The following is a 22,549-nucleotide window of genomic DNA, read 5'->3' as shown; positions in this document are numbered from 1 at the left end:
TGATCAATGACTATCCTAGATGAGGTATCGGCGCTTACGAATGCGGGTTCCCTGCTATCGCGCGATGGTGAGATTGTTGCCTCCTATGACCTTGAGGTATCCGACGTGGCGGCAGAAGGCTTTCGCGCGCTTTCTGCCGTGCAGGCAATCAAGAATGCAAACGTTGCACCGTTTGAAGTCGACTACTCGCGTTTAACGCATGTTCATGTCATCAACGGAATGGGCGTCACGCTGGGGGACTCGATTATTGGACTAACGGCGCTAGCGGCGATCAAGAGGCGGCACCCGGAAATTTCCTTTGTTATCTACCGTCCGAGTTGCGCCCCTGCGTACGTCAGGCAGCTATACGAACTGGCGGCGCCGATCTTTGGGGCTGTTTTGGATCTTCCAGTCGATATCGATTCTCTGCCCGACGATGAACTCCGGGTCGATCTGGGTAACCATCTGTTCTGGCCGAACTTCTCGGCGATGCCCATGATAGATTTTTTCCTGTGGGCGCTCGGGATCACACCGGCTGACGTTGACCCGGACCACAAGTCGAATGACTGGCTTCAGCGTGTAGCTCTGCCGGCGTTGGGCGCGGAGGGGTCATCGAAGGAATATACGTTGCTCTGTCCGACAGCCAGCACGCCTGTGCGCAGCATTCCGCACTCGTTTCGAGCCGAGGCTGTAAATCGGCTGTGGGAAAGGTTTCACGTTCCCGTACTTGGCTTCGGCAAGGTCGACCACCAGCACTACACAGACATTAAGAGCCTATCGACGGACACGGCCACCTTTCTTGCATGGGTGAAAAATGCCCGCTTTGTTGTGACGTCTGACACGGCCGCCGTTCACATCGCAGCTGGATTTGACGTGCCGACAGTGGCATTTTTCACTACGATCGCGTCTGAGTTGCGCGTGCGCGACTATCCGTCGTGCAAAGCTATAAACCTTCCTCTTCCGGAAATTCAGGGAATCCAGGCAAGTGGGCGAGCCGGCGATCTTGAGATTGTCGACCGCGCGTATCAGAAGTTGATTGCGAGCAACTGGGCGCTGCACCTTCGCGATTAGCTCGATGAGCGGCTCAGCTCGTGAGAGATTTCCGAAAATAAGATGGGCATACGGACCGGTTTTTCGATCCACTTGCAGCCAAACTGCTTAATCACCCTAGCGATGTCATCAACGCGGGCTTTCCCGCTTTGCAACTGCCCGGTCAGCAGGTAAATCGGCGCCGTTGCATTCTCCGCCTTCCGGATATCGAGAATCGCGGCCTCGGCGGTGTCATCGTTGACGAGCCAGTCGATTATAAAAGCGTCGAACGCATTGCTCTTCAGGCTCTCGCGAAAGCTGGCCAGATCGTAAAACGGCGTGGCGTTCAAGCCGTGGTCGTTGAGATAGTCACAAACGTTGTTGGCCGCCTGCGTTTCAGTATCGTCGTCGAGGACCGCGATAGCCGGCTTCTCAAGATGCGGCAGGTTGGGGCGTATTTCGACCGACAGCACATTGAAGATCCGGCCGGCCGGAGCAATTTCGGCCGGGTAGATATTCCATGCGTTGCCCGACTGGATCGCTACCAGATCGGCTGATCGATCACCGCTCAGCTCGGCGCCAATCCACACTGAGCAGGGCAGCGGGCGCGGGCTCACCATCAGCATCCCTTCTCCCGCAATCGAATCTTCAAAACCTTCGTTGCTTTCCACCAGAACGCTCGGCGTTTCACCGAAGTGCGTAGCAACCGCCCCGAGTTGCTTCAGATCCCACGGCAATTGGCCTTTCATCTTGCGGCTCGCAGCCGAGAAGCTGAGATTAAGTATCCGGCTTAGCTCGCTTGCCTGGGCCCGTTTTGTGACGCCGTGCCGCTCCATCAAATTGCGAACGCGGCTGGCAATGGCCATTGAATCCGTCTGAATGTCGTTATCAGGCATATCTCGATACCCTCCTTTGGTTGCTGACTTTATCCATAACTGACCTGACACGCAATGTTTGAGTAATTCTTTGCAAAACATGACTTGACACGCGCTATATGGCTAGTAAAGTGACGCAGTAGGTAATCTTCATCCCATTGGATGACGCGCGGAGGTAGGAGTTAAGGCGCGGTATCCGCCTAACCACGAATCACTGAAGAGGCTTGATATGGCAGATGCCGTTGCGGGTAAGGGTGTTGCGAAGAGCCTGTTGTCCTTCATTTGCGCGAAGACGCGCGACGCGCAGGCGGTTTTCTGCAGTGTCGAAGCGAGCACATCGCGGCGCATGTCATTGCTGATTACTCTGCTGTGCGCAGTTACTTTCCCTGAATTTGCCTATGCGATGGACTACAGCACCGGCACTGGCCTGGTTCGCGATTTCGTTAGCTGGCTGTTCGTCGACGCGGGTCCCTATGTCTTCATGGCGATTCTCGGCATCTGCGTGCTCGGGGTGCCGAAGGGTTGGATTCCGATGAAGGGTGCCGTAATCGCAGTTATCTGCTCATTTGTATTCTTCGCGGTCCCTTCCATCGTCCGCTATGCGGCATCGGTCGCTTCCTCGCAGATCTAAGGTGAGGTCATGCGTGAAGTTCACGAAATCCCGAAAGGCATGGTGCAACCCTGGATGATATGGGGCTGCCTGGCTGAGCTGTTCCTCGGCTCGTTCGTATTGCCCGCGGTTGTCTTCATGTTCCTCAAATGGTGGCCGGTGATGCTCGCCGTGCCCTTCCTGGTCATCGGCGCCTATCTGATCACCGCGAAAGATATGTTCGCGTTCTCGGTCGCGTATCAGAGTTTTGGCGCGACGGCGAAGCCACGTAGCCTCAAATACTGGGGCGGAGCGAAGACCTATGCCCCTCGGTGACTTTCTTGATCGTCATTTCGGCGCGTCGCCATTCGTTCAGCGGAGCGAGGCAGACAAGGATGATGCGGCCGATCTGCACGCCTCGCGCGAACTTCCGTTCGGCCTGAACGCGTACTACAACGCCCATACGTTGCGCACGCTCGACAGCGGACTGGTGCAGATTGTGCGTCTGCAGGGGCTCTACGCGGAAATGCTGGATGACATCGGCGTCGATGCGTACAAGCATCAGCGGAACACTGCGCTGGAGTCGATCGCTGACAGCAACGTGGGCATCTACGTGTACGAGATCCGGCGCAAGGCCAACCGGTGGCCCGCCGGCAAGTATTCGAACTGGTTTCCGAATTTCCTCAATGAAAAGCTGAAGGCGCGTTTCCAGACGCGGTCGTTGTATCAGCACGAAATCTATATCGCCATCGTGCGCTACCGGCACTACAGCGGAGTAGTGGGGCAGCTCGATCGCGTATTCAATGCGTTCAATCCCTCCGGCGCCAACGACAAGCTTGAAACGGAGTCGCGGCAGGTACGTGACCTCGAAGAGAAGGTCAACTCACTGATGAAATCGCTGGCGCACTACGCGCCTCGCCGGCTGGGCCGCGTCGAAACGGACATCGGACCCTGCTGTGAGATGGCGCGTTTCCTGCGTTATCTGCTCACGCAGGAAGACGGCCCCGTGCTTGTTGATTCATATAACCTGGCCCAGGCGATTGCAAGTTCGTATCTGCACTTCGGCCGCAATCCGATCCTGGGGAAAGACGTTTTTGAGGTCAACGGGATCAACCATCGACGCATCGGACAGGTGCTCGCCATGTCGCGCTGGCCCGATGGCGCGGTCGCCGGGATGGCTGACCGGTTCCAGCGGCTGCCCGCCGAACTGATCGTTACGCAGAAGTTTTTCCCGATCGACAAGCTTGACGCCAGCATGGCGACGTCGACCAGTGAGGCCCGGCTGTCGCATGACCGGACGACCGCCAGCATGTCGGCGGAAATTACCGCGCTGCGCATGCGGCAGGCGGCCAACAAGGCCGTGCTCGGCACGCATCACATGAGTGTCCTCGTTCACGTGCCGGTAGAAGGGCGCTCGCAGGCGGCCGCATTGAAGGCGCTCGAAGCGCTGGACGATGCCGTGGGAAAAACCGGCGAGTGTTTCAAGAGCTGGGGCGTGAAACCGGTTGTCGAGACGACCGGCATGGAGCGTGCCGTTTGGTCGCAGATACCGGGCGCCACGAAGCGTCATAACGGCCGCGTCGGCAAGATCGAGACGATCGAGTTCGCCTGCTTTGCATCGCTGCACAGCTTTCCGCAAGGGCGTTTCGACGGAAACCTCTGGGGCGAATGCCTCATGGTCCTGCCGACGGAAGGGCAGACCGGGTACTTCCTCAATCTGCATGAGGAGCGCCCAGGAATGGTGCCCGCGCACGGCAACTTCGGCGCGAAAACGGGGACCGGTAAAACGTTGCTTGTCGCGACGATCACCAGCCAGGCCGACAAGTTCGAGCCGCGGGTGCACTGGTTCGACCGGGAGAACGGGAGCACCGTGTTCATGCAGGCGATGGGCGGCGCCGACATCGTACTCAGCCTGTCACGATCCCTTGGCAATCCCTGCAAGATGCCCGACATCGAACAGAACCGCGCGATGCTGCGCGAGCTGCTGCAGATGATGGCGACGTGCTACGGCTATGTGCTTACTGTCGATGATATCGAACGCATTGCGACGGCGGTCAATGACAACTTCAACGACCACTTGACCAGATTCGAAGACCGGCGCCTGCGGAATCTCGCCTGGCGGTTCGGCGCGAAGAATTCAGCCCTGTACCAGGCGATTGCGGTATGGCACAGCGGTGGCGCGAATGCCGCAGTGTTCGATAACGAGCATGACACGCTCGACGTGACAACGCACCGTCACTACCGGTATGAGATGCGGGAACTGATGAAGGATAAGGAAGCGAAGCCGGAGCTTCCTGTCCTGCTCAACTATCTGACGCATCGTATCGAACAGTCGCTCGATGGATCACCCGCAATCATCGTGTGGGACGAAGCCCAGATGCTGATCCGTAACGCATTCTGGCAACAGAAGATCGAAACATACCGGGAAACATTCCGCCGGCGCAACTGTGCGACGCTCTTCATTACGCCGGAGCCCAGCGCGCTCTATCGACCCGTGGCGGCTGTGAAGAACCAGGCGGTGACGAGTTTCTATCTGGCGAACGACAAGGCCGATCGACGGGACTACATCGATAACCTCGACTTTTCGCAGAGCGAGTTCGAGTTTATCGAGCGCGCCGTGCCGGAGGAGTTCAAGGTGCTTATCAAGAAGGGCAACGGAGTCAGTGTGCGCGCCTCGTTTGATATGTCGGACATGCCTGAGCTCGTTGCCGTGCTGTCGTCGAATGACAGGTCGGTTGAACTGATGAATCGTGTTCGCGCCGAGTTGGGCACAACGGACCCGAGCCGGTGGGTTCCGGTGTTCATGGCGCGGGCGCTCGCTGAACGGACGCACAACGTTTGACCTGAGACGTGGAGGTGACCCTGTGATCGGACAGATTGCAATCGGCGTACTTGGTGCCGCGAGCGTTTTCCTGTCGCAGGACCGGCGCGAACACTGGCGGAAGTGGGCCTGCATCTGTGGACTTGCAGGGCAACCGTTTTGGTTCTGGATGGCGTGGGAATCGCAGCAGTACGGCGTACTCGCGCTTTGTTTTGTGTATGCATGGTCGTGGGCGCGAGGCTTCAGGATGTACTGGATGGACAACCAGGAGCGGCGGCATGCAGTTCACGCTCGGTGAAATCGAAGGGGCGATCCACTGGTGGCGTGTGCGCGCGTCATCGGATGCCGGGTTTGCCGGCAGCGCCGTGGGATGTGCGCTGGCGCGACTTTACGGCGAGACGATCGCTGACCATCGCGTGGTGGCGGATAACGAACTCGACGACCTGCAGCGTGATGCTTTGCGCGTTTTCGTCCGGGTGTCGACCGTGCAACAGGAAACGGAGGTGCAGAGATGAAAGGTGCATTTGTGGCGGCCACCGCGGCGATGGCCATATCGACGTCAGCGTTTGCAACGGGCGTTCCCGTCGGTGACGCCGGGACGTGGACCGCGCTGGCCGCGCAGCTGGCCCAGCTCAAGCAGGAATACGACACGCTCAAGCAGCAATACGGCGCGGTAACCGGTTCATACGGGCGCGGCGGGCAGGGGTTGAGCGATGCAATTGACGCGTCGTCAATTGTTCCTGGCAGCTGGCAGGACGTTGTATCGCAGCAGAAGAGTGGCATCTACGGCAGCCGGCAGGCGACGTATGAAAAGGTGATGAACACGATGTCACCCGATGACTTCGCGGACAAGAGCGAGGGCGCGAACTACAGGATGAGTACCGACTCGGTTCGCTCAGCACTGGCTGGCGGAGAGTCGCTGTACGACGAGGCGCAAACGCACCTGCGTAATTTCCAGAACCTGTCGCAGCAGGTCGACACGACGCAGAACGTCAAGGACGCTGCCGATCTGCAGAACCGCATGTCGGCGGAGCTGGGCATGGCGCAGTCCGCGCAGACGAAATTGCAGGCCATCAACGCGAATCTGACGGCGAACCAGCTCAACGAGAGTAACCAGGCCACCGCAGAGCGCGAGAAGTTTTTCAGCAACGTTTCGAAGTGAGGCGTGACATGCGACGTATCGTTTTTTACCTCCTGTTCGCCGGCGCTGCGTGTCTGGCTGGTTGTGCACATTCCGGCGCGATATCGAAGTCACCGTGCGCCTGCGATTTTCATTCTATCGGGAAGCAGGCGTGACAGCGCGCCGTGGGCCTGCTGGCTCACGGGTGAAGAAACTGGAGACAGGCATATGACGTGGACAGGCAAACTCAGTTGGTTCCTTCTCGCAGTCGCAGTTGTTGGAAGCGGCGGGTTGATCGTGTACGTCGTGCATACGAGCAGCACGGGAGGCGGCACTGTCGAACCCCCTGCGCAGACTGTGCCGGCGTTCGAGCCGAAGACGGAAGCGTATTACCTTGCGCATCGCGCTGAGATGAAAGCGCGCGAAGACGATTGCACAAACCGCGGCATTAGTCCCTTTGCTGACACCCCGGAAGCACGCGACTGCAACGCCGCCGCGGAGGCCTCCAAGCAGATATTTTTTGGCCCGGGGAAGTGACATGGCTGATCCGGTAGATCAATTCATTCAGACATTGTTCGACAGCATCCCATCGCGAACGGAAGCGTTTCTGTCCACCAATTACCCGGTGCTGGGGCACGCAGTTACGCAACCGGCGCTCTACCTCGCGATGATCTGGGTGGCAGTGAAGGTAATCCGGGTTCATTCCGGACGGGATCCAGCGGACGTGTGGCCTCTCGTCAGAATGCTTCTGACGATCATGTTCGTGTTCGCGGCATTGAATTGGGGCGGGCTTGCCGGACAGATTTTTCATTCATTCCAGGAGCTGCGCGACGACACCGTAAGTTCGCTGATGGGCGGGCAGTCGATGACACAGTATCTGGAGAACGACTACAACAAGTTTTCCGATGCATCTGGCCAGATGATGAAGCAGTCGATGCTCAAGATTGGCATCGTGCTTCTTGGGCTCGTGTTGCAGATGGTCAATACAGCGATGGTCCTGGTCGCGCTTGTTCTGAAGGTCGGTTCAGACATGGGCTTTGCGGTCACGATGCTGCTCTTTCCGCTGCTCGTGCCAACGTTGATGTGGAGCAGCACGCGCGGATTCGGCATGAGCTGGTTCGCGGCGATGGCGAAGTTCGCACTGGTCGGCATCCTGCTCGGTGTCATCGTGAAATTCAGCTTTGATATCACCGACCAGTTTGTCTCGAAGATGGATCCCAATGCGATGACGGCCAACGATGCTTTCGCCGCCATCGTCATCGCCGGCGCCATCACACTTTTCATGGCCTTTACGATTCGCCCCCTCGCGTCCGCCCTGACATCGAGCGGCGCCGCCGGCAGCGGCATGGCGGACATGATCGGCGGCTTCATGATGTCCCAGATCATGTCGAAGTTTTCCGGTGGTGGGCGAGGCAGCGCCGGCGCGAATCCAGGCGCGGCGACTGCACTGACCAGTATCAGCAACACCCAGACTGCTCACGGCACCCAGCTTGCGCGAATCGAGCGGGCGTTGTCCTCGGGCGGCGCTACGAGCCCTTCAGGCATGTCGAGCCCATCGGGTGCCGGTCAACCGGGCGGCCCAGGCGGCACAGCGCCATCGAGCGGCACATCTGAGGGAGGTCAATGGTGAGCGCGATGATCCAGAAATCATCCAGGGTACTCAAGGTGCCAGCGCCTGACGCACCGCCAGCCGAATCCTATGAGGCGATTCGCTTATCCCGGAATCGTGCCTATCTGCTTGCGTTGGTGGCGTGGCCGATCGCGGGCCTCGCACTGGCTTCGCTGGCCTACGACAAGGCCAATCAGGCGTATGTGCCGCCCGTGGTGCTCACCCTTGACGCGCACAACCACGTCGCAAAAAGCGAGATCGGCACACCTGCGGTGCTCAGTTCGAAAGATGCCGTGATCGAAAGCGAACTTGCCCGATACGTGACGGAACGCTACACGCTCGATCGCGCGTTTCGTCAGGACCATATTGATTACGTCAGGCTGCATTCGGCATCGAACGTGGCGGATAGCTTCAACCACGAGATGGACGCGAAGAACAGGGACAACCCGTACTACAGCATCGCCGAAACGACGGTGCGCCGGGTCAAGGACGTTCGCGTGCGGATTCTCGACAGGGATGATCACAAGGCAGAAGCAACGTTCACGACCTGCAACGACGGGAACGGCGACAACAGGACGGTGTACTGGCATGTGCTGTTCCGCTACGACTTCGTGAAGCAGGCACTGACGCCGCAGAACCGCTACATCAACGGGACGGGATTCATGGTGACCGGCTTCGAGCCGAACACAGAGCCGGGAGCGCCGGCCCCATCTGGAGGTTGAGATGCGAACAGTCAGGAGCGCCTTGACGGCAGTGGCGGTAGCGGCGGCGCTGTCGGCCGTGGCTCATGCAGTAACCGCTGCTGATCCTGTCCTGCGGGGTACGGAGGGCAACGTGCAGCGCCTGCCGTACATGCCGGACCAGATCTACGACCTGACGGTTGCTGACAGGACCTTGCTGGCGATTGACTTTCCGCGCGACGAACACATCAAGGCCATCGCGCAAAGCACGGCCCCGGTCTTTCATGTTCAACGAACGGGCGACACGCTGCAGGTGACGGCAGACCGGCCGGGCGAAAAGATGGGACTGAACGTCACGACGACGCGCGGCACTTATCACCTGCAGATAGCGTCGATCGACGATGCGTTGCGCGCCGCGCATATCGTGCATTTCGTGACGCCCTCGGCGTACTAACCAGGAGAGGGAACGACATGAAAGCGATTCGCCACGGCATGCTGGGATGGTCAATTGGGATTGCGTGCGCCTTTGTGGGTGTGAATGCACAGGCGGCGAAAAATCCACGCTGCGTGATCACGGACAACCGGGTATGCCAGCTTCAGTTCGATCCGAACCAGGTCTACGAAATCACCGGTGTCTATGGATACGCGACGACGATCGAATTCGCGCCTGGGGAGAAGATCCTTAACAAGGCGATCGGCGATTCAATTGGCTGGCAGGTCCTGAAGTTTCGCAATCATCTTGTGCTCAAACCGGTCGAGCCTGATGCAAGAACCAATCTGACGGTCACGACCAGCAATCACGTCTATTACTTCCGCCTGTCCAGTTCGAAGAATCCGGAGCGCGCGACCTATGCGGTCCGCTTCATCTATCCGGCTGACGGAAGCGACGTATGGAGCGACGATTCTGGCGGTGTTTCCGACACAACCTATTCGCAACCCCGCATGGTCAACAGGAATTATCAGGTGTCGGGTGACGAGAGTTCGTTCGGGCTGCAGCGCGTGTTTGACGACGGGCAGTTCACTTACTTTCTGACCACGATCGGCAAGCCCAAGCCGAGCATCTACGTAGTGGACCGGGACGGTACCGAGGCGCTTGCACCCATGCGCAGGGAAGGGCCGTACCTGGTGGTCGAGCAGATGGCCGACAAGTTCACGCTGCGTGATGGCGATCGCACCTTGTGCGTGATCCGGTCGCAACAGGGTATGGCGACGCAGGCGCAGCGTTCACCCTGGGGAGGCGGAAATTGAATACGCCTGATAACCCGAATGATCTGCCTCGTGGCAACGGGCGGCCAGGAGGCGAGCCGGGCGATGGAGGCGACAGCCTGAACGAGCGCCGGCGCGCAGCTGACGCGCTGCGGCAGACGTCGCTCGCGGCCGATCCTGCGCGCGGCCGGCGCCAGACCTTCTTTACGGTCGCCGGCGTGATTCTGTTCCTGCTGTGTGCCGGTGGGTTCTACGCGATAAAGCATGACGCGCCGGCGCCGTCGGGCAGTTCCGACAAGCCGAAGATTGACGAAGACACGACGAAGGCCGCGCCGCTGGATGCTGGCCGGCAGAAACTTCCCGCGTCGATGGCGGCAGTTGCGTCGGCACCGGCGGCAAGCTCGGGCGTTGATCCGGACGAAGCGCGATGGGCTGCGGAGCGTCAACGTCAGGCGGCCGCAGCGGCTGAGCAGGCTCGCAGAAAAGCCGAGGCAATGCGCGAGGCGCGGATGAAGTCGGGTCTGTTTGGTTCAGACACGGGAGGCGATGGTTCGGACGATGCAGGTGCCGCTTCCGCTGATGCTCAGCAAGGTGAGGCTGGCCTCGGCCGTCGTTCTGGCGGCGACGGGCCGACCGATCCGAATTCGGCTTTCGCGCGCGGTGTTGCGAACGCCGACGATTCGACTGTGAAGGCGCAAAAGATCGAGAACCTGCAATGCAGGATGGAGCCGGGGGCCATCCTTGAAGGCCACCTGCTGCCCCGAATTATCTCCGACCTGCCAGGCTCAATCACGATCATGCTGGATCGGGACGCTTTTGGGGAGAAGGGCCGGATTCCACTGCTGCCGTGGGGCACGCGCATTACAGGCAAACCCAATTCGTCCGTGCGCAAGGGGCAGGAGCGAACCTTCATTGCGAGCGCCGTCGCCTTGCGTCCGGACGGCGTCAAGATCCGTGTGGACTCTCCGGTTGCCGATCAGCTCGGATCGGCTGGCATCGATGCCGACGTTGATAACCACGTTGGCCAGATTCTCGGCATGAGCGCGGCGCTGGCAATCCTTGGCGCCGGTGCATCGAATTATGGGGTGTCGTCCTCGGACCGCAATAACTCATCTTCGATGTACCGTGAGAACGTTCAGTCGTCGATGGCCCAGTCGTCGCAGCAGTTACTGGGCGGTTACGTCAACATCCCGCCGACGCTCAGGAATGACCAGGGCACGCGCGTTCGCATTCAGGTGGAGCATGAGCTGGACTTCTCCGACTATTGCAAGCCAGGTTCCGAGGAGGATTGATGGCAACGGATCTCTCGCACGTTCAATGTGAAGCCGCCGCTAACGAACTGCGCCGCCAGCTGGACGACGCGGTTGCCGACGCGTTGCAGGCACAGATCTTCAGGGACTTCACCCGGGATGGCGGACGGTATCTGATGCTCGCACAGGCGAAGCTGAAGGCCGTTGCCCGCCAATGTTTCGATGCGCAGGTGTGTCTGGATCGTCCCGCCGTTCAGCAGGCCGGCGCGGTGGCTCGCGCCGAACGCATCCGGGGGCGCTGACATGTCGATCGTGCCGGCATTTTTTAATCGCACTGCGTCCATCCGGCCACTCTTCGATGACGCCGATGTCTCGGAGATCGTGGTCAATGGGCCCGGCGCCGTATGGGTGTCCAGGCGGGGCAAGCGTTTCATGGAACGCGTAGACACCCCCGTTCTGACTGAGAGCACGTTGCGGGACTTCGCCGAGCTGGTCGCGCATCACTCGGACCAGGAGACGGACGCGAGGCGCCCGCTGCTTGCGGCCTCGATCCCCTCGGAGCTGACGGGAGCAGGCAATCGCGACTTCCGGATTCAGGTGGTTCAGCCGCCCGCTGTGCCGCCCGGCACGATCGCGATCGCGATTCGCAAACCGTCGACGCTCGATCTGACGATGCAGCACTACATCGACACGGGAGCCTTCGATCGGGTCAATGAACCATTGCCCGATTCTGAGGACACGGCGAGGAAGCTGTCAATGCTGTATCGCGACGGCGATTGGCCCGCCTTCCTGCGGCTCGCAGTCCAGACGAAAAAGAACATCGTGGTGAGCGCGCCGACTTTCGCCGGCAAGACCGAGCTCATCAACATGCTCCTCAAGGAGATCTCGCCGCATGAACGGATCGTCACCATTCAAGATGCGCTCGAGCTGAGGCCGCCGCAACAGAACGCGGTGCACCTGGTGTATTCGCGTGGTAATCAGGGTACGACACAGGTAACGCCAGTTGAATTGATGGAAGGGGCATTGCGGCTGTCGCCTGATCGCGTGATCCCGGGCGAACTGCGCGGCGCTGAAGCATACGTCGCACTCGAAATGCTCAATTCCGGTCACGGTGGCTGGATGACGACGCTGCACGCAACGAGCCCCGAGCACATGTTCGAACGGCTAGCGCAGATGGTCATGCGCTTTGGTTCGACCTTGCAGCGCGCCGAGATTATTGACTATGCCCGCAGTCTCATCGACGTCGTGGTGCAGATGCATCGCTATGACGATGGGGTGCGGGGAATCAGCAAGGTGCTCTATGTCGCCCATTAAATCGCTTGTTGCACCTCTGTCGCTAAGCCTGATGCTGCTGTCCGCTCAGGCGTCACAAGCGGATACGCAGGCCGCGTCTTCATCGGTTCCGGCGTCCTTTGTATCGCTGGCCCAGGAGTGCGCCGCTGACGTTCATCACGCGCTGCTGGGTCGTGTGGCCACCGTTGAGAGCAGCGGCAATCCGTTCGCGATCGGCGTCGTCGGTGGACATCTTGCGCGACAGCCAAAGAACCTTCTGGAAGCCCTGGCCACCGTCAAGGCGCTTGACGCCGGCGGCTGGAATTACAGCATGGGACTGGTGCAGGTCAACGTACACACTCTGGAGCGTTACGGACAGACCGCAGAGAGCATTTTCGAGCCCTGCACGAACCTCAGGACCGGCGCCGCGATTCTTAAGGCGTGCTATGCCCGCGCGAAGCCGCAATTTGCGCAGGCTGATGGCGCGGTACGTGCGGCGCTGTCCTGTTATTACACCGGCGATCTGACTCGGGGCGCCGCCTATGCACAAAAGGTGGCGGCTGCCGTCCCGGCCTCCGATGTGCAGGAGGCGCAGCCGATCGAGGTTGTTCCCGACGTTCGTCCTGCAGGCGGAGCCGCACGACGCGCGGCGGCACGGCCGGGGCGCGCCGCAAGGTCTGCGGCCAAAGACGACTGGTTCACGACCTACGGGGAGGACGATGAAGACGGGCAGCCCAATGGACAGGTCAACGGCCAGGCGAGCGATACGCGCAAGGCAGTGCGGGCAACCGGAGCCGTTGATGATCAGTAACCGGTATCGGCTGCTCGCTGCGGCCCTGGTGCTGGACGGCTATGCCGTCACGGCGGCCGTGGCGGCGTCGCAATGGTGGCGTCACCAGCCTGGGGCCGGAGGGCAGTTCGCGGCGCTCATGGTGCCAATGTCCTTTTATCTGATCGCGCGACTGGTGCGCGAGGGCAGTGGCTGGGTCCTGCTGCCGCCCGCGCTTGTCTTGATGTGGTTGGGTGCGGTGGCCGCGTCGCCGTTCTGTTTGCTGGGTCTGGCCGTGCGCAACACGTGGGGTGCCTGGCGATAGATGAGGGTCGGACGCAGGGCGCTTACCTGGGAAGGAGGTGGGGTATGACGATGAAAAACGGAAGCAGGCTGATGCTGGTCATGTCGATTCTCGCTTCAGGCGGTCACGCCAGTATGGCCCGTGCCGACGACGACTACGGATGCCGCATTGTGATCTGCCTGGGCAACCCGTCATCGAATGGCGGGCCGTGGGCACCCGCCACCTGCGGGCCGGCAATGGATCATCTGATGAACGATCTCCGCCACGGGCGCGGCTGGCCGCAATGTAAAGACTCGGACATGACCGTCCGTCAGGACAACACGCCGTACGATCCATGCCCTGCGGGCACGACGGCCGCGGCGGCCGGCGCCTGGGTGGCCGAAGGGCAACGCAAGGCCGGAGCTCGTCCATATAGTGGCACGAGTGGTTTCGCACTGGTCGGAACGCCGAGGCCTTCCGTGGCGGATCTCAGCAGCGATAACGCGTATTACGGGTCGCAGGCCTGTGTAGGCAGCCAGGTCGGTGCGTATCAGGTGTACGGCGATCCCTCGGGTGATGCATCCGCTGTGAGCAGGCGAGATGGGCGAAGCGGGCGTGACGGTGGCGGAGACGACGGCGATTCCGTCACCGTCACGGTGTATGACCACATCGTCTGGCAACCGCCGCAGTCGCCGAATGCGGTCGACGTGTACGAGGCCGGCCAGTTCCAGACACGCATTCATTACTAGTTGGGTGACGGGGATGACTTACGCGGCAGCGCATGGTTGGACACGGGTGGGTCCGTATGAACCGGTTCATCCAACCGGATGGCGGATTGCCAGCTGCATTATCCAGGGTAAGCCTCGACACATGCTCTGGCACGGTGGCGAGACGCATGGCAATTTTCGTAGTGTTGACGTCGCCGTCGCAAAGCACGTCGAGTTATTGGGTCAGGGCCGGTGAGGGCGAGGATGAGCAGACTCTATCGTTCTCTCAGATGTGCAGCCGTCACGTCGGCCCTGGCGGTTCTTGCCTTTCCCCTTCTGACCTACTCGAGCAATGCCCAGGCCGCATGTATAGCCCCTGACGGTCCTGCGATCGACACGGGCTTTTCGCCGGAGGGTTCCGCCGGGCGGCTGGTGCTCGATGCCATCTGTTCGGCACGCCACTCGATCCGCATCGCGGCCTATAGCTTCACGTCGTCAGCGATAGTTCGCGCGTTGATCGCCGCGCACGGGCGAGGCGTCGATGTGGCCGTGGTCGCGGATGAGAAAAGCAATCTCGTTGAGGATCGCAGCGGCAAAGGTCGCATGGCGCTCAACCTGCTATCCGGCGCAGGTGTTCCTGTGCGCACGATCGATATCTATCCCATTCATCACGACAAATTCATGGTGATCGACGGTGAATCGGTCGAGACGGGCAGCTTCAATTACACGACGTCGGCGGCCAGGTACAACAGCGAAAACGCTGTGGTGATGTGGCATGTGCCGGTGGTCGCACGGGCGTATCAGCAGCACTGGCAAAGCCGGTTTAACCAAGGGCGCCCCTGGTCCGGGCAGGCGTCGAACTGACGGAGGTTTTTATGTTTGAAGACACCGTATTGCGGTTTAGCGACAAGGAGCGTCAGCAACAGCTTGCGGAGCAGGAACAGGCGCTTGCGCAGCGTCGCGCGAGCCTCGAGGCGCGTCAGAAGAATCTTGCATACCGGCAGGACTGGCTGAAAAGGGAGCCGCACGCAGTCGCGCAGGCGGTCGAGCGCGAGGACCAGCAGCGCCGTGAAGACAGGCAGCTCGCGACGGATGCCAAGGCGCTCAAGACACGCTTCGGCCTGAAGGAAGGTGATCTGATCGACACGGCCGCGATGCGGGGTGCGCTCGAGCAGGCGTTAGCCGAAAAAGAAGTCGAGCAGGCACAGCGGGCCGAGCAGATTACCGATCGGGCGTCGCTTCTGTCGGGTCTGAACAAGCTGGCGTTGATCGACGCGAAGAAGACCGCCGAGATCCTGCACGCGAACAGGGATCTGAATGTGCAGCGTGAGTGGAGCCGGCAGGAAGTTGCCGACATGTTCGCGAAAGCGCAGGCGCGCGTCGACGCCAAGGGCGCCACGCACACCTACCCCAAGACGCTCGATGGCTGGGCGAAATCGCTGGAAGCCCGCAATCGTGAGCTGGAGCTTGCCGAGATCAAGCTCGATGCGCAGGAGCAGGCATTGCGGGCGCAGGCGCGCCGTGCGATCGAGGGACCGGAGAAGACCGCAGCCCAGCCCGTCGCGGAGCAGGCCGCGCAGAAGACCGCAGACCGCACCGTCGAAGTAGCGGCGGGCAAGGCTGTAGCGGCGGGCGAGAGAGAGAGCATCAGTATTGATACGTCGCTGGAGACCCTGAAAGATCCGGCTAAATTTGCGGCGACTGTCGATACGGTCGCGAAGACCTCGGGGGTCAGTGCGGAACAGGCCAAAGCCACACTTGAAATGCTGCGCGAAATGAGGGAAGCCAACGCGGGCAGGGCGCCTGCAGTGGGGACGCCTGACAAGGCCGCGATCGAAGCTGCGCGCAATGCGTTCTTCTCGCGCGGCAGTGGGAAGAGCACGGCGCCGGTCGAGAAGGTAGCAGAGAAGGCCGCGGAGAAGCCGGCGGCGCAAAAGTCGAATGTCATCGAAATGGGAGCCGGCAAGCGAACGCCGTCAGCTGCGCCAGTTGAGAATAGCGGCCAGACACCGGAGGCCAAGAAGTCCGTCGACGGGGTTGCGGGTTTCAGGAAACCTGGTCGTAACAAAACGAAGGACGCCGCCGACCGGGGCGCTCCTGATGCCGGCAATTCGGTTGACGCTGGCAAGACGCAGCAGGCGGAAGGTGCCCGCGTCGTGCGTGCAGAGACGGGCCCGCGTAAGAAATTTACGGAGTTAAATGCGCATGAAAAGATTGAGCGTCGCGCCGAGTTCTTCGGGAACCTGCGCGAGTCGGCCGGCTTTACGCGCGATGGCAAGCAGGCAGTCTCGGAACGGGCCAAGGAGGCCGTCAGGCCGGGAAAGCAACGTGAAGGGCACGGGATCGGCTGATCATGCAAAAGCACGAAATCGTGATGATGCAGTGGACGGGCGCGGTGCTCGCGCTCGTTCTTGGCCTTTGCGTGTCCTTCACCCTGGCAGGTCATTCGCCGTTTCCGTTCCCGGCCGGAATCATCAATGGCTTCATGGCGGCCGTGCGTGATCCTCTGCTTTTCTGGGGTGCTGTGCCGGGTGTGGCTCTTGCAGCGGGTGCCGCATGGGCGTGCCATGAATACCTGTTCAACGGCTTTGAAGGCTACCGGTACGCCAGATTTATCCGTGGCACGAAGATGGAAAACCGGCATCAGCTGAGCAACCGGATCACGCGACATAACAACCAGTACCGCAAACAGGCCGTGAAGCATGGCGATGCACCGCGCGCGCCAGTCGCGGTGTGTGGTGTCGAGATGCCGACGGATCTGGAAACGCAGAACCTGATCATCGTGGGCGCGCCCGGCACCGGGAAGAGTCAGGCAATCAATGGCCTGGTCGCGTCGGCACTGCACCGTGGTGACCGCATGGTGGTGGTCGATCCGAACGGTTCGCTCATGTCGCGTTTCTATCTGCCTGGCGATGTGGTGATCAACCCGTACGACGCTCGATGCGTCGGCTGGTCGCTGTTCAACGAGGTCGATCACGGCTTCGACTTCGAACGCCTCGCGCATTCGGCGATTCCGCCTCAGAACGGGGATCAGGCCGAAGAATGGGCAGGGTATGCGCGTGCAGTGCTCGCTGACACGATGAACAAGCTTGACCAGGACGACATGCGCGACATGGTGACGCTGACGGATCTGCTTGTGCGTGAGCAGCGCCCTGTGTTGCAGAAGTATCTCGAAGACACGGATTCGGTGGGGTTCTTCGCGAAAGATGCAGACCGGGCGACGGCCAGCATCATCTTTACGCTGAACAGGTACATCCGGCCACTGCGGCGCATTCCCGATGGCGATTTCTCAATCCGGCGCTGGATGGGCAATGAAAACGGCGGGAACATCTGGCTTACGTGGCGCGAGGATCAGCGCACGGCGCTGGGTCCGACGATCCCGGTTTGGCTCGATCTGATCTACGCGATGATCCTCAGCGAAGCGCCGACTTTCGACCGGCGACTGTGGGTATACAAGGACGAACTCGCCTCGCTCGGCCGCCTCTACAGTTTCGAGGCTGCGGTCTCGAAGGGGCGCAAACATGGACTGTGTGTGGTTGGAGGTGTTCAGGATCTCGTCCAGATGGACATGCAGCTGGGCGAACTTCCCGCGAAGGCTGTGCTGTCGTGCTTCCGCAGCCTGCTTGCGATGGGCGGCGCCAATGCCCTGACGACCAGACGCATGTCCAAGATGATCGGCACGCACGAAGTGGAGCGCCATCCGATCGGCGTGCAGGGACAGCTGCGTATCAATACGCGCGAGCGCCGGCGAGAGTCGGAGCATGTCGTCACGTCGTCGCAGATATCGAACCTGCCCGACCTGAACGGCTACCTGAAATACGGCAAGGATTGGCCTCTTGCAAAGATCCGGTTCGGCGCGCGCGACTATCCGGTGCGTGTGCCTGCTTACATCGAGGCACTCCGGCGCGACGTTCTTCCGTCAACCGCTGTTCCCGAAGCTGTTAATCCAGCGCCTGCTTCGCAGGGTGAACCCTGGGCGAATGCAATCATCATCGGCGCGCCCCTTCCTTCAACGCAGTCGTAGAGACATCGACAGAGGTAACGCCATGAGCGAGTTTCGATTCGACGACGTGATTGTTGCGGCTGATGCCGGCGACCTGCAGACGTATCTTGCCGATGCGCACGGCGAGAAGGTTCGGCCACTGTGCATGTGTACGCCGGTCGGCGTCCCGATGTATGTCGCAAAAGTCGGCGCACACTATGTGATCAAGCGCATGCCGAATACGGGAGGTGCACATGCGCCGGACTGTGCGTCCTACGAGCCGCCGGCGGAACTCTCCGGACTGGGCGAGGTGAAAGGTGAGGCTATTCGGGAGAACATCGAGGACGGTATTACCACGCTCAGGCTCGATTTCAGCCTGTCGAAGTCCGGTGGTAAAACGGCGGCGGCACCTTCAGGCGTAGCGGCCGACACGGTTCGCACAGACGGCGCAAAGCTGACGTTGCGCGGCACCTTGCACTACCTCTGGGAAGAAGCTGGGCTGAATCGCTGGTATCCGGCGATGGAGGGCAAGCGCAGATGGTACGTCGTGCGCAAATTTCTGCTGCAGGCTGCGGCCGGCAAGGTGTCCAGGGGGGAGCCGCTGGGGCGGTCACTGTATGTGCCAGAGTCGTTCTCGCTGGAGCATGCGGAAGGCATTGCACAGCGCCGCATCGCTCACATGGCAGAGCTGGCCATCAACAGGAAAGCCCGCAAACTGATGATCGCGATCGGAGAAGTGAAGGAGATTGTGGAGTCGCGCTATGGCTTCAAGATCGTCGCAAAACACCTTCCTGACTTTCCGTTCATGCTGAGTGAGGATCTGCATCGGCGACTGCAGAAGCGTTTTGCGAATGAACTGGCGCTGTGGGACAGCATTGAGGAGGCGCACCTCGTGTTAATTGCAACGTTCGGGCTAAGTCCGACCGGGATCGCAACGATCGAGACGCTGGCCCTCATGGTCGTGTCGTCCAACTGGATTCCATTCGAGCACGCTTACGACAAGCTGATGCTCGATGCGCTCACGGCGCACAAGCGCCGCTTCGTAAAGGGCCTTCGTTACAACCTGGAGGAAAACAAGCCGCTCGCCTGCGCGGTGCTGGCTGATGTGTTACCGAAGCCCGTTGCGCTGTATGTGCAGCCGCCCGGCGTGGAACAGGAAGACGAGGATGCTTTGTCGAGCTTGCTCGACAACAGCGATATGCCGTCATGGATCTGGCGTGCCGGCGAAGAGATGCCGGAGTTGCCGCCGCCGTCGTTGGGTCAGGCTACGAAACCGTTAGGCCGTCCAGCCGATGCTTTGGACGAAGTCTATGCGTCCGCGGGCGCATCGTCATCGAAACAGGAGACTGCAAGGTGAGAAGCGGCTTGCTGACTCCGCATCGACCGGAAATTATTTCTATGTTCAGCAGGAGTGCATAGCGCACGACAAATCGGAACTCACAAAAGAAAAACCCTCGCCTGGCAGCGAGGGTAGTTCTTGACGACAGCCAGCACCGAAAAGAGTGCTAGATGCATCAACTTCAGTGACTGAAGTCGATTCTAGCAATTACTCATTCGGTGTCAAGCGTCGTCGGTGAGCGTTTGATCGCAAAAGATGAGTGACCCATGAATCGACGACTTCCCAAAGGGGCCAGACGGTGCCTTTCCGTTCCTGACGCAATGTCTGCGACACTGCGCTCGATGAGGCGACGCCGGCGAAGGGCGTTTCGCTGCCCGGTTTTCTGATCCTACGCTGCATCTGCCCCGGAATGTCCGGTCACCTGCATGCTCGTCGGGTCGCGGCACTCCCGCCCGGGCTACCCACCCCTCCGAGGACAGGGGCGGGCGGGATTCCACGTGTGCTGACCGAACTCATGCACCGCCTTGGACGCTATCTCGACGCGCCGGATGACTGGTTGCCGAGTCTGAACCGGGCAAACGGCTCGACACGCCAGCAACGGACTGAACGAAGCGTTGCCTGCGTGCAGCTGCTGCGCGCGAGTCTCAAATACCTCGATCTGGTGACCATGCGCGTAGGTGTCCCGTCAGTGGGACGCGGGATGCAGAACGTGACGCTGCGCTTTCTCGCCGGGCAAGCCGGGCTTGATATGCGTCGTGCGGAGCGCGCGACGCGTGACCTGCAGGCAGCGGGGTTGACCTCGGCGCGATCACGCTGCGAGCGCGGGGAGGACGGTAGCTTTAAAGGGCTTGCCGCAATCAGATATCTATCGGAAGCACTGTTTGGCGCATTCGGCCTCGCCAAGTGGTTGCGGCACGAGCGCAGCAAGGCTGCGCTGCGCCAGCAACTGCGTACAGCCGCTGACGCCAAACAGTGCCGTCGCAACACGCGCGAAAATGCGCGTGGCCAATTGTGGCTCGAAAGCCTGAAAAATCGCGTGTCAAAATGCCCCGACCCGGCGCGGTCGGCGCCGGATGACGGAGACGCCGGTCTTGCCGCCGAGTTCGAGCGCCAGGTTCAGATCCGGGCCGGCCAGATCAAGCAGAACAATCCTTCCCTCGACCGTGACGCTTGTTTCAGGCTTGCGCGCCAGCAGCTGGTACCTCCCCGATAGTTCTATCTTCACGTGTTTTCTCTGACGACCCGCTTGCCGCGAGGAACGGGCACGTCCGGATGGGCCGTGCAGCGGCCGACTGGCACGGTGAGCGCGTATCCAGCACATCCAAACGCAGAAATCCGCAGCATTGCGGTGTTCGCGCGCGTCGTCGGGCAACCTTGTCCACATCAACAGTCATGCAAAGTCGAATAAGTGTCGGGGCAATCGAGCAATAAGTGTCGGTTCTTAATCACTGTTTCTTTTCACTACTTTCCAACGGGCATTAGCGATCAGTCGCGCGAAGACCTGCTTGGTGAGTGATCCCTGGCAGTTGCGGTAGTCCGTCACGCGATCGACGCGGACATTGGGCGGTATTGGTGGCGCGTCGGGCAGTTGCAGGAAAACGACGAATTGGGGCTGCTGCCTACGTGCACTCCACAAACCGTGGTGCGGGATCCGCTGGAGGCCCCACGGTAGAACGTGGCTCAGAATGCGGCGGGTGATCTGTAATCGCCCCCTTTTTGATGACCCGCTCACGACAAGCGGTGGCGGCGTACGAAAAGGCCCAACGCGCGACGGGCGGTCGACGATGGACCCAACGGCGTTTGCGCCTACATAGGCGCGCAAGGCTCATCTCGGGTCCCTCATCAATGCGCTACTGCTTGATGACGGCATTGATCTGCCGATGACGGATTCGATGCCGCGCAGGGGCTTGCCGCTTGCGAATGGAAAGCGCAATTCTCGAATTCCGCAGGTCGTCGGCCTAATAAACCATGCTACGAATGTGGTGGATGCCCTGCCCGATCCGGGGAAGATCTCGCCGTTGTCGATCGGCAAAAGAGGACTAGACGCAACTAACTGTCAGATCTCTCTGGCGACCGCGCCGAACATCAAAGGCAGTACCGCAGCGCCGGGCGGGCGCCTGAGCTGGCTCCGGTGCAAATGGCGCGGGGGCGAATCGGTTAAGGTGTGGGGCTGAACGAATTGAGAACCGACGATGAGCAAGCTGAAGGGGCTGGACGAACTGTTCGCCGGCCGCCACTTTGACCGCGATGTGATCATTCTGTGTGTTCGCTGGTACCTGCGCTACAAGCTTAGCCTGCGCGATCTGGTCGAAATGATGGCGGAACGGGGCGTGGCGCTGGCGCACACGACGATCCTGCGTTGGGTGCGGCACTTTGCGCCGGAGTTCGTCAAACGGTGGAACCGCTTTGGCAGGCCCACTGGCCAGTCGTGGCGTGTCGATGAGACCTACCTGAAGATTCGTGGTAAGTGGTTTACCTTTATCGAGCGGTTGATCGCGCTGGCCTGACGGTTGACTTCATGCTCCGTGCAAAGCGCGACGTGGAGGCAGCAAAAGCCTTTTTCAGGAAGGCGATCAAACATCAAGGCCAGCCACCGAAGACCATCACGCTTGACGGCTATGCGGCCTCGCACCGCGCCGTGCGCGAGATGAAGGCCGATGGCTTGCTGCCTGAGGACACGAAGGTCCGATCCTCAAAATATCTCAATAATCTGGTCGAGCAGGACCACCGCAACGTCAAGTCCCGGACGAAAGTCATGCTTGGTTTCAAACGTTTCAGGAACGCAGCGATCACTCTCTCAGGTATTGAGTTGGTACATCGTATTCGCAAAGGCCAATTCAGTCTCGCGAAGCTCGGCCTCAAAGATACCGCTGCGCCCGCAGTCTGGGAGGCCGTCCTGTCGTTTGATTAGGTAGCCTATTTATAACAAAGTCTCGTCTGCACCGCCTATCTGCACCAGAACCCCCAACGGGCCGTGGATCTTCAATCGCGCTCCGCTGACCGGGGACGCAGTTACGGAACTCGTCGGGCGGGCTCGCG

23 protein-coding genes are annotated in these 22,549 nt (G+C 60.4%); 22 read left to right on the top strand and 1 reads right to left on the bottom strand.

The genetic code is table 11. The annotated features are described in order from the left end of the window. The first annotated feature begins 6 nt into the window (after nt 1-6). Nucleotides 7-1,050: a glycosyltransferase family 9 protein gene (locus B0G73_RS34005; protein WP_106285494.1), complete on the top strand. Its 1,044-nt coding sequence runs from the start codon at nt 7-9 to the stop codon at nt 1,048-1,050. Here the strand turns inward: B0G73_RS34005 and B0G73_RS34000 are convergent. After that, on the bottom strand, nt 1,047-1,904 hold the full coding sequence (locus B0G73_RS34000) for a helix-turn-helix domain-containing protein (protein ID WP_181196708.1): 858 nt from the start codon (nt 1,902-1,904) through the stop codon (nt 1,047-1,049). The genes B0G73_RS34005 and B0G73_RS34000 overlap by 4 nt on opposite strands. Before the next feature lie 208 nt (nt 1,905-2,112). On the opposite strand from B0G73_RS34000, the gene B0G73_RS40750 reads away from it, so the two are divergent. The 21 genes from B0G73_RS40750 (at nt 2,113) to B0G73_RS33885 (ending at nt 22,421) form a co-directional block, all read left to right on the top strand. Then, complete coding sequence (locus tag B0G73_RS40750; RefSeq protein ID WP_181196707.1) at nt 2,113-2,514, top strand: mating pair formation protein; 402 nt, start codon at nt 2,113-2,115, stop codon at nt 2,512-2,514. A gap of 9 nt (nt 2,515-2,523) precedes the next feature. Continuing rightward, complete coding sequence (locus tag B0G73_RS33990) at nt 2,524-2,808, top strand: VirB3 family type IV secretion system protein (RefSeq protein WP_091810183.1); 285 nt, start codon at nt 2,524-2,526, stop codon at nt 2,806-2,808. Next, a complete protein-coding gene (locus B0G73_RS33985; protein ID WP_106285492.1) occupies nt 2,795-5,314 on the top strand; it encodes a hypothetical protein in 2,520 nt (839 codons plus the stop codon). Before B0G73_RS33990 ends, B0G73_RS33985 begins: the two co-directional genes overlap by 14 nt. 257 nt (nt 5,315-5,571) lie before the next feature. Continuing rightward, nucleotides 5,572-5,808 (top strand): DUF3717 domain-containing protein, encoded by a 237-nt coding sequence (locus tag B0G73_RS33975; protein ID WP_106285490.1) that lies wholly within the window; start codon nt 5,572-5,574, stop codon nt 5,806-5,808. Continuing rightward, entirely contained in the window at nt 5,805-6,455 is a 651-nt protein-coding gene (locus B0G73_RS33970; protein ID WP_106285489.1) for a type IV secretion system protein, read from the top strand. Before B0G73_RS33975 ends, B0G73_RS33970 begins: the two co-directional genes overlap by 4 nt. Before the next feature lie 415 nt (nt 6,456-6,870). After that, complete coding sequence (locus tag B0G73_RS33960) at nt 6,871-8,043, top strand: type IV secretion system protein (protein WP_146142577.1); 1,173 nt, start codon at nt 6,871-6,873, stop codon at nt 8,041-8,043. 5 nt (nt 8,044-8,048) lie between these two features. Continuing rightward, the gene (locus B0G73_RS33955; protein ID WP_258194100.1) at nt 8,049-8,744 is read left to right on the top strand and encodes a type IV secretion system protein; all 696 of its coding nucleotides are present in this window, start codon (nt 8,049-8,051) and stop codon (nt 8,742-8,744) included. A 1-nt stretch (nt 8,745) separates the two neighbouring features. Then, nucleotides 8,746-9,156, top strand: coding sequence for a TrbG/VirB9 family P-type conjugative transfer protein (locus B0G73_RS33950; protein ID WP_106285485.1), 411 nt, complete (start codon nt 8,746-8,748; stop codon nt 9,154-9,156). Nucleotides 9,157-9,173: 17 nt separating this feature from the next. Next, a complete protein-coding gene (locus B0G73_RS33945) occupies nt 9,174-9,950 on the top strand; it encodes a TrbG/VirB9 family P-type conjugative transfer protein (RefSeq protein WP_106285484.1) in 777 nt (258 codons plus the stop codon). Next, nucleotides 9,947-11,200, top strand: a complete 1,254-nt coding sequence (locus B0G73_RS33940; protein WP_106285483.1) for a TrbI/VirB10 family protein — start codon at nt 9,947-9,949, stop codon at nt 11,198-11,200. Before B0G73_RS33945 ends, B0G73_RS33940 begins: the two co-directional genes overlap by 4 nt. After that, nucleotides 11,200-11,460 (top strand): hypothetical protein, encoded by a 261-nt coding sequence (locus tag B0G73_RS33935; RefSeq protein WP_106285482.1) that lies wholly within the window; start codon nt 11,200-11,202, stop codon nt 11,458-11,460. Before B0G73_RS33940 ends, B0G73_RS33935 begins: the two co-directional genes overlap by 1 nt. 1 nt (nt 11,461) lies before the next feature. After that, nucleotides 11,462-12,472, top strand: coding sequence for a P-type DNA transfer ATPase VirB11 (gene virB11, locus B0G73_RS33930; protein ID WP_106285481.1), 1,011 nt, complete (start codon nt 11,462-11,464; stop codon nt 12,470-12,472). After that, nucleotides 12,459-13,241, top strand: coding sequence for a lytic transglycosylase domain-containing protein (locus tag B0G73_RS33925; RefSeq protein WP_106285480.1), 783 nt, complete (start codon nt 12,459-12,461; stop codon nt 13,239-13,241). The genes virB11 and B0G73_RS33925 overlap by 14 nt, the downstream gene beginning before the upstream one ends. Continuing rightward, nucleotides 13,231-13,524, top strand: coding sequence for a hypothetical protein (locus B0G73_RS33920; protein ID WP_106285479.1), 294 nt, complete (start codon nt 13,231-13,233; stop codon nt 13,522-13,524). The genes B0G73_RS33925 and B0G73_RS33920 overlap by 11 nt, the downstream gene beginning before the upstream one ends. 44 nt (nt 13,525-13,568) lie before the next feature. Next, the gene (locus B0G73_RS33915; RefSeq protein ID WP_106285478.1) at nt 13,569-14,231 is read left to right on the top strand and encodes a hypothetical protein; all 663 of its coding nucleotides are present in this window, start codon (nt 13,569-13,571) and stop codon (nt 14,229-14,231) included. Nucleotides 14,232-14,453: 222 nt separating this feature from the next. Further along, complete coding sequence (locus B0G73_RS33910) at nt 14,454-15,053, top strand: phospholipase D family protein (protein ID WP_106285477.1); 600 nt, start codon at nt 14,454-14,456, stop codon at nt 15,051-15,053. Between the two features lie 11 nt (nt 15,054-15,064). After that, nucleotides 15,065-16,540 carry a hypothetical protein gene (locus tag B0G73_RS33905; protein ID WP_106285476.1) on the top strand — a complete coding sequence of 492 codons (1,476 nt, stop codon included), beginning with the start codon at nt 15,065-15,067 and terminating at the stop codon, nt 16,538-16,540. Between the two features lie 2 nt (nt 16,541-16,542). After that, on the top strand, nt 16,543-18,213 hold the full coding sequence (locus tag B0G73_RS33900; protein WP_106285475.1) for a type IV secretion system DNA-binding domain-containing protein: 1,671 nt from the start codon (nt 16,543-16,545) through the stop codon (nt 18,211-18,213). Nucleotides 18,214-18,235: 22 nt separating this feature from the next. Further along, a complete protein-coding gene (locus tag B0G73_RS33895; protein WP_106285474.1) occupies nt 18,236-19,528 on the top strand; it encodes a DUF1173 domain-containing protein in 1,293 nt (430 codons plus the stop codon). 481 nt (nt 19,529-20,009) lie between these two features. Beyond that, on the top strand, nt 20,010-20,723 hold the full coding sequence (locus tag B0G73_RS33890; protein ID WP_258194097.1) for a hypothetical protein: 714 nt from the start codon (nt 20,010-20,012) through the stop codon (nt 20,721-20,723). Between the two features lie 988 nt (nt 20,724-21,711). Continuing rightward, nucleotides 21,712-22,421 (top strand): IS6 family transposase gene (locus tag B0G73_RS33885; RefSeq protein ID WP_374957046.1). Its coding sequence is split into 2 segments (ribosomal slippage): nt 21,712-21,982 and nt 21,982-22,421, totalling 711 coding nucleotides; the frame shifts between segments, so codons are not numbered across the junction. Nucleotides 22,422-22,549: the final 128 nt, after the last annotated feature.

The organism is Paraburkholderia sp. BL25I1N1, from assembly GCF_003002025.1.
GTDB lineage: Bacteria > Pseudomonadota > Gammaproteobacteria > Burkholderiales > Burkholderiaceae > Paraburkholderia.
Note: the sequence above shows the minus strand (reverse complement) of the source record. Positions and strands in the feature narration are given on the sequence as shown.

What these genes read in the sequence shown, in the direction of transcription:
- B0G73_RS34005 (WP_106285494.1), top strand. Translation starts at nt 7, where the DNA reads ATGACTATCCTAGATGAGGTATCGGCGCTTACGAATGCGGGTTCCCTG.
- B0G73_RS34000 (WP_181196708.1), bottom strand. Translation starts at nt 1,904, where the DNA reads ATGCCTGATAACGACATTCAGACGGATTCAATGGCCATTGCCAGCCGC.
- B0G73_RS40750 (WP_181196707.1), top strand. Translation starts at nt 2,113, where the DNA reads ATGGCAGATGCCGTTGCGGGTAAGGGTGTTGCGAAGAGCCTGTTGTCC.
- B0G73_RS33990 (WP_091810183.1), top strand. Translation starts at nt 2,524, where the DNA reads ATGCGTGAAGTTCACGAAATCCCGAAAGGCATGGTGCAACCCTGGATG.
- B0G73_RS33985 (WP_106285492.1), top strand. Translation starts at nt 2,795, where the DNA reads ATGCCCCTCGGTGACTTTCTTGATCGTCATTTCGGCGCGTCGCCATTC.
- B0G73_RS33975 (WP_106285490.1), top strand. Translation starts at nt 5,572, where the DNA reads ATGCAGTTCACGCTCGGTGAAATCGAAGGGGCGATCCACTGGTGGCGT.
- B0G73_RS33970 (WP_106285489.1), top strand. Translation starts at nt 5,805, where the DNA reads ATGAAAGGTGCATTTGTGGCGGCCACCGCGGCGATGGCCATATCGACG.
- B0G73_RS33955 (WP_258194100.1), top strand. Translation starts at nt 8,049, where the DNA reads ATGATCCAGAAATCATCCAGGGTACTCAAGGTGCCAGCGCCTGACGCA.
- B0G73_RS33950 (WP_106285485.1), top strand. Translation starts at nt 8,746, where the DNA reads ATGCGAACAGTCAGGAGCGCCTTGACGGCAGTGGCGGTAGCGGCGGCG.
- B0G73_RS33945 (WP_106285484.1), top strand. Translation starts at nt 9,174, where the DNA reads ATGAAAGCGATTCGCCACGGCATGCTGGGATGGTCAATTGGGATTGCG.
- B0G73_RS33935 (WP_106285482.1), top strand. Translation starts at nt 11,200, where the DNA reads ATGGCAACGGATCTCTCGCACGTTCAATGTGAAGCCGCCGCTAACGAA.
- virB11 (WP_106285481.1), top strand. Translation starts at nt 11,462, where the DNA reads ATGTCGATCGTGCCGGCATTTTTTAATCGCACTGCGTCCATCCGGCCA.
- B0G73_RS33925 (WP_106285480.1), top strand. Translation starts at nt 12,459, where the DNA reads ATGTCGCCCATTAAATCGCTTGTTGCACCTCTGTCGCTAAGCCTGATG.
- B0G73_RS33920 (WP_106285479.1), top strand. Translation starts at nt 13,231, where the DNA reads ATGATCAGTAACCGGTATCGGCTGCTCGCTGCGGCCCTGGTGCTGGAC.
- B0G73_RS33915 (WP_106285478.1), top strand. Translation starts at nt 13,569, where the DNA reads ATGACGATGAAAAACGGAAGCAGGCTGATGCTGGTCATGTCGATTCTC.
- B0G73_RS33910 (WP_106285477.1), top strand. Translation starts at nt 14,454, where the DNA reads ATGAGCAGACTCTATCGTTCTCTCAGATGTGCAGCCGTCACGTCGGCC.
- B0G73_RS33905 (WP_106285476.1), top strand. Translation starts at nt 15,065, where the DNA reads ATGTTTGAAGACACCGTATTGCGGTTTAGCGACAAGGAGCGTCAGCAA.
- B0G73_RS33900 (WP_106285475.1), top strand. Translation starts at nt 16,543, where the DNA reads ATGCAAAAGCACGAAATCGTGATGATGCAGTGGACGGGCGCGGTGCTC.
- B0G73_RS33895 (WP_106285474.1), top strand. Translation starts at nt 18,236, where the DNA reads ATGAGCGAGTTTCGATTCGACGACGTGATTGTTGCGGCTGATGCCGGC.